Raw genomic sequence first — 12,666 nt, 5'->3', positions numbered from 1 at the left:
TGAAAAAGTTGAGTATCCAGAAACACCCTCTCTGGGCAAACCTAAACAGACTCGTGGTAGTAACAACGGGGCTTGTCATTTTGAAAGTCTTTACATATTTATTTCAAGATTTTTTGCCTGTTTTCGGTGAAGTCATCTCCAAAACGTTCAGCGCCTTTTTACCATTTGTTATCGCCCTTCTGCTTGCTTTCTTACTTGAACCGCTCGTTGTGCAATTGATGCGGGGCATTCGGATTCGTCGGATGTATGCAGCTGTACTCACCCTCATTTTAGCACTTGTCGGAGTGGGCCTTTTTATTTTTTTAATCGTTGCCCGTCTTTATACGGAATTATCAGAGCTGGCGATCACATTGCCTAATTATAGCTATCTCGTGGATTTTGTGGCACGACAAGTGGATACTGTGGAAAAGTTTGTCAAGGTAAACCCTCAAATCCAAAACACTTTGACTACATCGACGGAAAGCCTGGCCAGAACGATCCAGGAATGGGCTAAATCCGGGAGTGCCTTGTTACTAGGTTTCCTGACCACGTTACCTCGTGTCTTTATTGTCCTAGTGGTGTCCCTTGTTGCTACCCTGCTGATGAGTGCAACTTATCCAAATGTTAAACAGTTTATTTCCAACTTGTTTCCCAACCGTTGGCACGTTAGTACTCAGGCGATTAGCGAGGATTTGGGAGCGGCCGTCGTAGGATATTTGCGGGCGCAATCAATTTTGGTTTCTGTCACGGCCTTTGCAACCATCGTTGGTTTGCTGCTGATGGGAAATCGTTATGCTGTCACGTTGGGCGTACTGGCAGGGCTTTTGGATATAATGCCGATTGTCGGCACAGGAATGCTGTTTGTACCTTGGAGCGTCGGACTTATTATTATGGGATCCCTCGGAGAAGCCTTGAAATTGTTGGCGCTTTGGATTGTTATTATAACAGTACGACAGTTTATGGAGCCCAAAGTATTGTCTGATGGAATTGGGATACACCCGCTTCCGACTCTCATTTCGATGTACGTAGGACTTCAACTGCTAGGCGGTATAGGTCTTATCCTGGGACCGGCGCTGGTTATTTGTTATGAAGCCTTGCGAAAAGCAGGAGTTTTTGGATCTCCAAAGATTTAAGGCGAGGTTCGAGGCACGAATCCCATATTTCCCCTTGGATAAGTTCACAATAGTTTATGGAGTAAATTCCTTGATATCGGCATAATATGAATGGTATTTCAAAAGCAGGAAGAGATGATTCGCGTTGAAAACGCTGACTGTATTGGGATCAACAGGCTCTATTGGGCGTCAAACCCTGGATGTCGTCCGCCATACAAGAGAGCACCTCAAGATTCATGCTTTGGTAGCAGACAAAAGTATTAAACTGATAGAACAACAGGCCCGGCTTTTTCAGCCGGAAACCGTTGTGATGATGGATGAGGGTGCTGCTCGTGAATTGCGTGGTCGGCTAAGGGATTTGCCAATTAAAGTAGACCAGGGCATGGCTGGGATTATCAACTCCGTTATTGCCTCACAAGTGGATACCGTTGTCACGGCACTTTCCGGCAGGATTGGTTTAGAACCGACGCTTGCTGCACTGGAAGCGGGCAAAACTATTGCCCTGGCTAATAAAGAAACGTTGGTCGCGGGCGGGGACTTGGTCATCTCGACGGCAAGGAAGATGAAGTGTCCGATCCTCCCAGTGGATAGTGAGCATTCTGCAATTTTTCAGTGTCTGGAGGAAAATCCTGACACCATTGAAAAGATCATTTTAACTGCCTCGGGCGGACCTTTTTTCGGATGGACTAAGGAACAATTAGCAACTGTCACGTTAGAGAAAGCCCTTTGCCATCCCAATTGGGATATGGGTGCTAAAATTACCATTGACTCGGCAACGATGATGAACAAGGGACTCGAAGTGATTGAGGCGCATCATTTATTTAATATGGAGTATGATCAGATTGAGGTGCTCATTCATCCGCAGAGCGTGGTCCACTCCATGGTCGCATATCGAGATGGCTCAGTACTCGCCCAGTTAGGCAGGCCGGATATGCGGCTGCCAATCCAGTATGCTCTGAGTTATCCAACTCGCTGGAAGAACCCTTTTGAACGCCTGGATCTTCGGGGAAGAACATTATCTTTCCATGAACCGGATCTGGCAGCTTTTCCTGCACTCGGTATGGCTTACCAGGCAGGTCGGCGTGGCGGAACTTTACCGGCTGCGATGAATGCCGCCAACGAAATCGCTGTGGGGGCATTCCTTCACAAGAAGGTCACTTACCTGGGGATTCAAGACATTGTCGAAAAAGTATGTTCTGAACATGATGTGTTAAATAACCTGGACTTGGCAAGCATACTCGATGCAGATGCTTGGGCACGTCGACGAGCCACAGAACTTGTCGCGAAGTACGAGGCATGAGGTTCGATGCGCGAACCAGTTGCGAAGTTCGAGGCGCGAAGTTCGAGGCGCGAACCACAATATTGAACCTCGATATGGCCTCGCGCTCCGAACATCTCGAAAGGGGGTTAATGATGTGTTAACGGCACTTGCCATCGTTTTTGTATTTGGAAGCATGGTCATGATTCATGAACTCGGGCACTATATGGTCGCGAAATGGATTGGGGTGAAGGTTATTGAATTTAGTTTTGGTTTTGGTCCGAAGATTGTGGGTTATCAAGCTAAAGAAACGTTTTATGCTCTGCGGCTCATTCCTTTAGGGGGGTTCGTCAAACTTCATGGTATGGATCCGGAAGTTGATGTCCTTGGCAAAGCCGTGATTGCTCCTTCCTATGATGCGCGGAGTTTTATGAATAAGCCAATTTGGCAGCGCATGGCGGTGATTGCAGCTGGACCGATCATGAATTTTGTTTTGGCCATAATTCTATTTGTAGGTGTTTTTGCCTATCTCGGGATTCCAACTGCAGGGACCACAAATATGATTGGCTCACTTGTTTCAGGAAAACCGGCAGAGGTTTCCGGTCTTCAACCGGGAGATAAAATTCTGACGGTGAACAATGAGTCAACGCCGGATTGGACTCGTTTGACAGATGTTATTCATAGCAAACCGGATCAGATATTAAACTTAACAGTTGAACGGGCCAAAGGTAAGCAACAGCTAATTATACCGCTGAAAACAGAAAAGGATGCTCAAACCGGGTACGGTATGATTGGGATTATGCCAGAAGTTATTTATACGCATGCCTCCATACTCCAGTCGACCCGTTTTGGTCTGGAACGAACGCTGGATTTTACTAAGTTCATCATGGTGACTTTGGTGGAAATGATAACCGGGAAGATACCGGTTGATGTAGGCGGTCCAGTCATGATCGCTCAGGTCATTGGAGAAGGGGCTCGGCAGGGTTTAGCCGACTTATTGAGTTTAACAGGAGTATTAAGTATTCAATTAGGAATGATTAACTTGTTTCCTATCCCGGCACTCGATGGGAGCCGACTTGTTTTCTTATTGATCGAAGGGGTAAGGGGGAAACCACTTAACCCGGAAAAGGAAAATATGATTCACCTGGTGGGTTTCGTTTTACTTATGGCTTTAATGATCGCTGTAACTTATAAAGATGTTCTGCGCTTATTCGTAAAAGCGGGGTCATGAACGAGGGAACTGGAGTAGGAGGCTGACATTTTGCATAGAAAAACGACAAAACCGGTTTTGGTCGGGCCTGTGACAATCGGTGGCGGAGCCCCGATAGTCGTCCAATCAATGACCAATACGGATACTCGTGATATAGGGGCAACCTTGGCTCAGATTCATGCCTTGACTGATGCGGGATGTGAAATCGTCCGTCTGGCAGTCCCGGATGATCAGGCTGCGACAGCTTTAAAGGAGATTGCTGCTCACAGTCCGCTTCCTGTGATTGCCGACATTCATTTTGACTATCGTTTAGCAATTCGTGCTGTTGAACAAGGCATCCACGGCTTGCGTCTTAATCCCGGGAATATTGGGGCTCGCTGGAAAGTCCAAGAGGTTGTGCGAGCTGTTATAGAACGGCAGATCCCCATTCGAATTGGTGTTAACGCTGGGTCACTGGAAAAAGAACTCTTAGAAAAATATGGAGGGCCTACTGCCGCAGGGATGATCGAGAGTGCTCTTGGACATATCCGATTACTTGAAGAAGAAGGGTATGATAAAATAAAGATCTCGCTGAAAGCATCGTCCGTTCCCTTGATGATTGAGGCTTATCGCCAGATCTCTGAGATTATCGATTACCCGTTGCATTTAGGGGTGACTGAGGCAGGGACGGTTCGTTCGGGCGTGGTAAAATCGGCGATCGGGATTGGGACGCTGCTTGCCGAAGGGATTGGAGATACGCTTCGGGTGTCGCTCACGGGTGACCCGGTCCGGGAAATTCCTGTGGCTCTTGAGATCCTGCGTGTTCTTGGCTTAAGACAGCGGAGCGTGGAGTTAATCAGTTGTCCAACCTGTGGTCGCACGCAAGTTGACCTGACCTTATTGGCGGAAAACGTTGAAGAGCACTTAGCACGTCTTCCCGGACTGGACAAGCCCCTAAAAATTGCGGTCATGGGATGCGCTGTCAATGGACCGGGCGAAGCACGCGAAGCAGATTTCGGAATCGCCGCCGGAAAAGGGATGGGACTTTTGTTCCGAAAGGGAGAGATTGCTGCCAGTCTTCCGGAAAACGAATTGTTACCGGCACTGCTTGGCGAAATTGAAGACTATGTCCTTATGCATAAGAAACCAGGTTAAGAGGATTAAAAGCATTATTGTGAGAAAGGAATGGACATTATGCGTGTCAGCCAACTATTAAACCCTACTCTCCGCGAGGTTCCGGCGGAGGCTGAAGTTCTTAGCCATCAACTGATGGTCCGAGCAGGTTTAATTCGTAAGTCAACGGCCGGAGTCTATACCTATTTACCTCTGGCGTTACGAGTTTTAAGGAAGATTGAAGCCATTGTTCGCGAGGAAATGGATGCCAAAGGCGGACAAGAACTTCTTTTGCCGATCATGCAACCGGCCGAATTATGGAAAGAGAGTGGGCGTTGGGCGGTATACGGTGCAGAGCTGTTCCGGTTACAAGACCGTCATAATCGAGAATTCTGTCTTGGTCCGACGCACGAAGAAATTATTACAGACCTTGTGCGGGGTGAAGTTCGTTCATATAAGCAGCTGCCACTGCTCCTTTATCAAATTCAGAATAAATACCGGGATGAGCGACGTCCGCGTTTTGGTTTGATGCGTGGACGGGAGTTTGTCATGAAAGACCTTTATTCGTTTGATCGAGATGAAGCAGGACTCGCTGAAAGTTATCAGAAAATGTTCGAGGCCTATTGCCGAATCTTTGCCCGCTGTGGTTTAGCTTATCGTGCAGTTGAAGCGGACGCCGGGGCCATCGGCGGAACGGGTGGGACCCATGAATTTATGGTTTTGGCTGATTCGGGAGAAAATGCGGTTGTCTATTGTCCGGAATGCAATTATGCCGCCAATGTGGAAAAAGCGGAGTGCCGTCCCCAAGCGCTGGAGGGTGTTCCGCCTGAAGGGCAGCGGAAGTTGGTGCTTACGCCGGACGTGAAGACTATTGAGGACATCTCTGTGTTTTTGGCTGTACCGAAGACTACCCTCGTTAAGTCTTTACTTTATCAAGGGGATCAAAAATTATTTTTGGTGCTGCTGCGTGGAGATCGCGCCTTGAATGAAACAAAACTAAATAACGCTTTAGGTGGTTTCGTTTCTCTCCAACTTGCCTCTCCTGAGGAGGTTGAGCAGATTTTGGGGTGTAAACCGGGCTTTGTGGGCCCAGTCGAAGTACCTGCCGGGCTTTTGGTTATTGCTGATGAAGAAGTTCCGCTTATGAAAAGGGCTGTTTGCGGAGCGAACAAGGCGGATTATCACTTTGTGGATACTGTTCCCAGCAGAGATTTTCGGATAGATCAGGTCTTCGATTTGCGCATGATGGAACCAGGTGAAGCATGCCTTAAATGCGGTGTTCCTCTTCAAGAAGCGAGGGGAATTGAAGTTGGTCAAGTTTTCAAATTGGGAACAAAGTATAGTAAAGCGCTGGGGGCAACTTTTTTAGATGAAAATGGAGAAGAGAGATTTTGTGTCATGGGTTGTTATGGTATTGGCGTAAGCCGTTCAATGGCCGCAGCAATCGAACAAAATCATGATGACTATGGAATTATCTGGCCGATGCCGATTGCCCCCTACCAATGTATAATTGTACCAGTCAGCACAAAAGACGCCTTCGTAGTTGAGACTGTTGAAAAACTTTATCTGCAGCTGCAGCGTCTTGGCGTAGAAGTTGTTCTTGACGATCGAGATGAACGCGCTGGGGTAAAATTCAAGGATGCGGATTTGGTCGGATATCCTTTACGGGTGACTATAGGAAGTAAAACTCTGGCGAATGGCCAGGTCGAACTTAGAGAACGGAAAACAGGCGAAACTAAACTGGTGCCTGTTGAAGAGGTTGCCGCACAGGTCAAGATCATTATAGAGAAAGCTCTCGAATACTAATATCGAACCTTGATGATAAGACAATCAGAGTAAAGAAACTTGGCTGGCACCCACACACGAAGACACTGTCTTCGCACGAATTAGCCCTTCTTGCAGACACTGTCTTCGCACGGATTATTCATTCTGTCAGCCTTAGCGAAGGCGACCGCCTAGTTACACTTATGCTTACCCGAAACTTATACTTTCAGATAGTAAAATAATGTCTCGTTCGAACTTCGAGTAAGGGGGATGCAAATGGTTAGGGCTCTTCCGTTGATGGAAGTTCCATTCATATTAAAACTTCCTCCAGATCAAATTGGACCTTGGCAAATCGATCTCACGACAGTAGAACTCAATCAGGTTGAGGTCTATCCCAAACAAGGGAGATGGGTCCTTCACATTTCTTCGTCGTCTGAGCTGGAGGAAGCCGGTTTGGTATCTCTGGAAGCGTTACTTAGGGCGCAAGTTCCGGAGATTAAGAAGGTGGAATGGTGTGTTGAATGTGCGTTGCAAGGCACTACTTTAAAGTCCCTCTGTGAGAAGCACTGGGCAGAAATTGTCCAGGATATCACGAATCACCTGCCTTCCATGAAAGGTTGGTTGGGCGAAGCGCGTTATGAAGTTTCCAACGAAGAACTGAGGCTATTCGTTCCTAATGCTTTAGGAATTGAATATTTTCATACCAAACGACATATTATTGAAAAATATTTTAAGACACGTTATCGCCTGAAACCGCAGATTAGATGTGAGCTGGACACCAGCGTCGACCTTGAAGAACAGGCCCAGCAAACTGAAACGGCGGAATTCGAGCATTTACAGCAACTGCTGTCTTCGCAAACCAAACATGGTGCTAAATCTGAAAAAAAACGCGTTACGTGTTTACTAGGGAAAGAATTTAAAGGAGAGCCGGTCTCCTTGCATGAGGTACAAGACGAAGAACGTCAGATTATTGTTTGGGGGCAAGTATTTGGGATTGAGTATCGAAAATTAAAATCAGGTCGACTATTGCTGACTTTTATGATTTCGGATAAATCAGATTCGATTTCCGCGAAGGTTTTCCTGGAAGAAGGGCAACGGAGCCTTGACCTTAACGTAGGAGAATGGGTGAAAGTTCGGGGAAGTGTTCAATATGACAGCTTTAATTCTGTGCTGACCCTGATGCCCAAAGATGTGCTGCGCACGTCTCCGGTTATTCGCGAGGATCAAGCCAAGGAAAAACGGATCGAATTGCATTTGCATACGCGTATGTCCACCTTGGATGGTATGTCTTCGGCAGATGAACTGATTCAAAGAGCAAGCCACTGGGGGCATCCGGCAGTGGCGATTACGGACCACGGAGTTGTACAAGCGTTCCCGGAAGCCGTTGAGGCGGGAGCCAAATATGGAGTTAAAATAATTCTGGGTGTCGAGGGGTATTCGGTGGATGACTTAACTGGTAACCTCCCTATAAATCAACTGAAAAGCCGCCATATTATCCTCTTGGTTAAAAATAAAAGAGGTTTAAACAATCTCTATCGTTTAATTACGGCGTCCCATCTTGAGTACTTTCATCGGCGTCCTCGACTGCCAAAATCGTTGTTGCAAGCTCATCGTGAAGGGCTGATCATTGGTTCAGCTTGTGAAGCGGGGGAACTCATCCAAGCAATTATGCGTAAAGACCCTTGGGATAAGTTAAAGGAAATTGCCTCATTTTATGATTATTTAGAAATTCAACCCATTAGCAACAACTTTTTTTTGCTTCGTAACGGCCAAGTGTCTTCTGAGGATGGACTTCGAGAAATAAATCGGACCGTTCTTCGTATAGGGCAAGAAATGGATAAGCCAGTGGTGGCGACTAGCGATGTTCATTTTCTTGATCCGGAGGATGAGGTCTATCGGCGAATTATTATGGCGGGAAAAGGGTTTAGCGACGCCGATGACCAAGCTCCCTTGTTCTATAAAACGACGGAAGAGATGTTGCAGGAGTTTGCTTATCTGGGCGAAGAAGAGGCCTTAGAGGTGGTTGTTCATGCGCCGCAACGTATTTGTAACGAGATTGAAGCACTGAAACCTTTCCCGAATGAGCTTTATACGCCCCGGATACCGGGCGCAGAGGAAAATATCAAGAAGATGTCTTGGGCCCGGGCCCGGGCCCTATACGGCGACCCACTACCTGAGGTTGTAGGAAAACGCTTATCTAAAGAATTAAAGGCAATTATCGGCAATGGGTTCTCCGTTCTCTATTTGATCGCGCACTTACTGGTTAAAAAATCAAACGAGGATGGTTATCTTGTTGGGTCACGAGGCTCTGTCGGATCTTCGTTGGTGGCTACGCTGACCGGAATAACCGAGGTGAACCCTTTGTCTCCCCATTATCGTTGTGTAAATCAGGATTGTTTGCATTCTGTTTGGGTTGAGGACGGGAGTGTTGGTTCAGGAGCGGATTTGCCGGATCAAGATTGTCCAAAATGCGGGCAACAGATGGCCAAAGACGGTCATGATATCCCCTTTGAGACATTCCTGGGATTTGAAGGAGATAAGGTACCGGATATTGATTTAAACTTCTCGGGAGATTACCAGTCCCGTGCTCATCGCTATACGGAAGATTTATTTGGCAAAGATAATGTCTTCAAGGCTGGAACAATCGCGACAATCGCCGATAAGACAGCTTTCGGCTATGTCAAAAATTATCTGGACGAGCGGAAACTTCAAGTTAGACACGCAGAAATGACGCGTTTAATAAGGGGATGCACCGGGGTTAAAAGGACAACGGGGCAGCACCCGGGAGGGCAGATGGTTATTCCCAAAGAATGTGATGTTTTCGATTTTACCCCGTTACAGAGGCCGGCGGACGATCAGAAATCGGATATTATCACCACCCATTTTGACTATCACTCTATTTCCGGTCGCTTGGTTAAACTTGATATTCTCGGGCACGACGATCCAACAGCGCTTAAAATGCTGGAGGATTTAACAGGAGTCGATGCTCAAGCCATTCCCCTGGATGATCAATTGACCATGTCCTTATTTTCCAGTCCGGAAGCCTTGGGGGTAACCGCTGAGGAGATCCACTCAAAAACAGGAACCTTCGGAGTTCCTGAATTTGGCACAAAGTTTGTGAGGCAAATGTTGGAGGACACCCAACCCAAGAGATTTTCTGATTTAGTACGTATTTCAGGGCTGTCCCACGGTACCGATGTCTGGATAAGTAATGCTCAAGAACTTGTGCGAGGCGGAACAGCCAGTATTTCAGAAATTATTGCCTGCCGGGATGATATTATGGTTTATCTCATTTATAAAGGGTTAGAACCCGCGCAGGCCTTTAAAATTATGGAAGGTGTGCGCAAAGGTTATGGGCTAAAACCGGAACAAATTGAAGAGATGCGGGCCAACAATGTACCCGAATGGTACATTGAATCTTGTCAAAAAATTAAATATATGTTTCCAAAAGCCCATGCTGTCGCTTACGTGACCATGGCTTTCCGCATTGCCTGGTTTAAACTGAATTACCCGGAAGCTTTCTATGCGACGTTTTTTTCGGTTCGAGCAGATGAGTTTGATATTGAAATCGTCATTCAGGGAAAAGAAGCCTGTCGTCAAGCGATCGAAGAGCTCGAGAGAAAAGGGAAAGAAGCCACAGCCAAAGAAAAAAATATGGTCACCATACTTGAACTGGCGATAGAGATGTATGCCAGAGGTGTTACATTAAGGAAAGTCGATTTATGGGAATCGACGGCGACTAATTTCTTACTAACCCCAACGGGGCTTTTACCGCCCTTCACATCGGTGCAAGGCCTAGGAGAAACGGCCGCGCGAAATATTGTAGCCCTGCGGGAGGAACAAGGCATCAAATCGATTGAAGATCTGACGACGCATGCTAAACTTAGCAAAACTATTATCGAAATTCTTCAGGAGCATGGGTGCTTCGAAGGGCTTGCCGAGACGAATCAATTAAGCCTGTTTTAGGGAGAAAGTTTCTTAGCATCCTACGGCGGTATGTGTTCGTCATAGGCCAGCGCCTTCGGCGATAGTCTCCACCGGAGACTATCGTGATCGACACGTTCCATCGCTATTCACTTGTCGCTAAGGCTAAACCGCGTAACCTCCGGGCTTCTCTGAATGTAAACCAACGCGGTTCTTAACGCCTTATCGTCTGTGTTCATTGACGCGATTCCTCTCTCCGTGCTCACTAAGCTAAGAAACTTCCTCTGCTTGTCGACGGGGGTAGGGGGGACGACGGAGGGGAGAAAGTATCTTAGCCCGTTCACACACGTTCCATCGCTATTCACTTGTCGCTAAGGCTAAACCGCGTAACCTCCGGGCTTCTCTGAATGTAAACCAACGCGGTTCTTAACGCCTTATCGTCTGTGTTCATTGACGCGATTCCTCTCTCCGTGCTCACTAAGCTAAGAAACTTCCTCTGGCTTGGGTCGACGTAGAATTAGTAAAGGACATGAAGGACGTTTTTGGACGAGTGTGGCGTTTCCTTAATTCTTTAAGTATTTATGCTGCCTGGGGATGAAAAGAAGGAAAGATGTGGAAAGTATTAGAATTGAATATTAATAATCAAGGGGGTACCATATGGAAAAGGATAAGAAAATTGCAGTTTTAATTGACGCGGATAATGTGTCTGACAAATATATTAAGTATATTTTTGATGAAATTTCTAACCATGGAATACCCACTTATAAACGAATTTATGGAGACTGGACAAAGCCCCAACTTAATCCTTGGAAAACGGTTTTGCTGGATTACTCTATTACTCCAATTCAGCAATTTGGCTATACAACAGGTAAAAATGCGACAGATGCGGCATTAATTATTGATGCAATGGATATTCTCTATTCGAATAATGTAGACGGTTTTTGCATTGTTTCAAGTGATAGTGATTTTACTAAGCTGGCTGCCCGTTTAAGAGAAGCCGGAATGTATGTTATCGGCATGGGCGAAAAGAAAACGCCTTCGCCTTTCATAGCGGCTTGTGAAAAGTTCAAATATCTTGAAGTTTTAGCGGCAATCCCAATAAATTCAGATAAATTACATATCGGTGATAGGCTGGAAAAGCAGGACACTTCAAAAATAGGTATGGCAAATATGGAAGAACTCATCGAATCTATCAAAATTATCATAACGGAGAGTTCAGACGAAGATGGCTGGGCATTTTTGGGCGAAGTCGGAAAAAGACTCAATAAACGTTACCCGGATTTTGATACAAGGAACTACGGGCACTCGAAGCTAGCCCCTCTTATTGCGTCCTTAAAGCAATTCAAAATTCAGCCACGAAAAACGAGTAATCCACACATTATTCATTACTTTATTAAGAATTAAGTAAATATTCACGTTCCATCGCTATTCGCTTGTCGATCTTACTGGTAAAGAGGGGAATAGAGTGGTCAATATTAAAATTAACATTTTAGTTGAGAATACGGTTGGAGTAACTTCGGGAGTATTTGCTGAATGGGGCTTAGCAATGTTGCTTGATTTTGGCAAAGAGTTAATCCTCTTTGATACGGGTGAACAAGGTAGTTTAATCAATAACGCTCAAGTATTGGGTATCGACCTACGCAAAATAACTAAAGTTGTGCTTAGTCACGGTCATTATGATCATACAGGAGGTTTGTTAAACTTACTTAAGTTAAGGGGTGAGGTGCCTGTTTATGCTCACCCGGATTTGTTTGCCGGGCATTACGTTAAGGAAGCTGGCAGAGATGAGAAATATATTGGCGTACCTTATAAATTGGAACATTTGGAAAGTGTCGGCGCGCGTTTCTGTTGGCATAAAGAACCTCTGCAAATCAGTCCTAATCTGTGGTTAAGTGGGGAAGTACCCTGTCAAACGGTTTATGAAAAGGGCGACGAACGCTTGGTACAGTTTCAGGCGGAAGGGTTTATTAAAGATCCGTTTCGTGATGATTTAAGCCTTTTTTACACAACAGAAAAAGGCCTGGTTGTTATCCTAGGTTGTGCGCACTCTGGCTTAGTTAATATTATCGAACATGCTAAACGAGTTACGGAACAGTCGAACATTCGGGCCATTATAGGGGGAACTCATTTGGGACCAGCCGATACGCTTCAACAAGAACGAACCATTGAGTATTTAAAGTCTCTTGACTTTGAGTTATTAGCCCCTAACCATTGTACAGGGCTTCCAATAGCCAGCCGTTTGGCCAGCGAATTTCCTGATCAGTTTCGCTGGGCTACAACGGGAACTATCCTGGAGATTTAATTTAAGTTCAAGGACAAGAACAAGC

8 protein-coding genes are annotated in these 12,666 nt (G+C 46.0%); all 8 read left to right on the top strand.

The window, feature by feature from the left end:
• Positions 1 to 8 precede the first annotated feature (8 nt).
• Entirely contained in the window at positions 9 to 1,112 is a 1,104-nt protein-coding gene (gene ytvI / locus AC6I5A_RS13300; RefSeq protein WP_034617017.1) for a sporulation integral membrane protein YtvI, read from the top strand.
• A gap of 124 nt (positions 1,113 to 1,236) precedes the next feature.
• Complete coding sequence (locus AC6I5A_RS13295) at positions 1,237 to 2,391, top strand: 1-deoxy-D-xylulose-5-phosphate reductoisomerase (protein WP_034616960.1); 1,155 nt, start codon at positions 1,237 to 1,239, stop codon at positions 2,389 to 2,391.
• Positions 2,392 to 2,506: 115 nt separating this feature from the next.
• Entirely contained in the window at positions 2,507 to 3,580 is a 1,074-nt protein-coding gene (rseP, locus tag AC6I5A_RS13290) for an RIP metalloprotease RseP (RefSeq protein WP_034616958.1), read from the top strand.
• Positions 3,581 to 3,610: 30 nt separating this feature from the next.
• Positions 3,611 to 4,693, top strand: coding sequence for a flavodoxin-dependent (E)-4-hydroxy-3-methylbut-2-enyl-diphosphate synthase (ispG, locus tag AC6I5A_RS13285; protein ID WP_034616955.1), 1,083 nt, complete (start codon positions 3,611 to 3,613; stop codon positions 4,691 to 4,693).
• A 39-nt stretch (positions 4,694 to 4,732) separates the two neighbouring features.
• A complete protein-coding gene (locus AC6I5A_RS13280; RefSeq protein ID WP_034617014.1) occupies positions 4,733 to 6,457 on the top strand; it encodes a proline--tRNA ligase in 1,725 nt (574 codons plus the stop codon).
• 234 nt (positions 6,458 to 6,691) lie between these two features.
• Positions 6,692 to 10,381: a PolC-type DNA polymerase III gene (locus AC6I5A_RS13275; RefSeq protein WP_497900766.1), complete on the top strand. Its 3,690-nt coding sequence runs from the start codon at positions 6,692 to 6,694 to the stop codon at positions 10,379 to 10,381.
• Positions 10,382 to 10,996: 615 nt separating this feature from the next.
• Complete coding sequence (locus AC6I5A_RS13270; RefSeq protein WP_034616952.1) at positions 10,997 to 11,743, top strand: NYN domain-containing protein; 747 nt, start codon at positions 10,997 to 10,999, stop codon at positions 11,741 to 11,743.
• A gap of 61 nt (positions 11,744 to 11,804) precedes the next feature.
• On the top strand, positions 11,805 to 12,641 hold the full coding sequence (locus AC6I5A_RS13265; protein WP_052168105.1) for an MBL fold metallo-hydrolase: 837 nt from the start codon (positions 11,805 to 11,807) through the stop codon (positions 12,639 to 12,641).
• The last annotated feature ends 25 nt before the right edge of the window (positions 12,642 to 12,666 follow it).

Source organism: Desulfosporosinus sp. Tol-M2 (assembly GCF_059735615.1).
Note: the sequence above shows the minus strand (reverse complement) of the source record. Positions and strands in the feature narration are given on the sequence as shown.

Bases quoted from the DNA above. Each gene is read 5' to 3' on its own strand.
- AC6I5A_RS13275 (WP_497900766.1), top strand. From the start codon at position 6,692: ATGGTTAGGGCTCTTCCGTTGATGGAAGTTCCATTCATATTAAAACTT.
- AC6I5A_RS13270 (WP_034616952.1), top strand. From the start codon at position 10,997: ATGGAAAAGGATAAGAAAATTGCAGTTTTAATTGACGCGGATAATGTG.
- AC6I5A_RS13280 (WP_034617014.1), top strand. From the start codon at position 4,733: ATGCGTGTCAGCCAACTATTAAACCCTACTCTCCGCGAGGTTCCGGCG.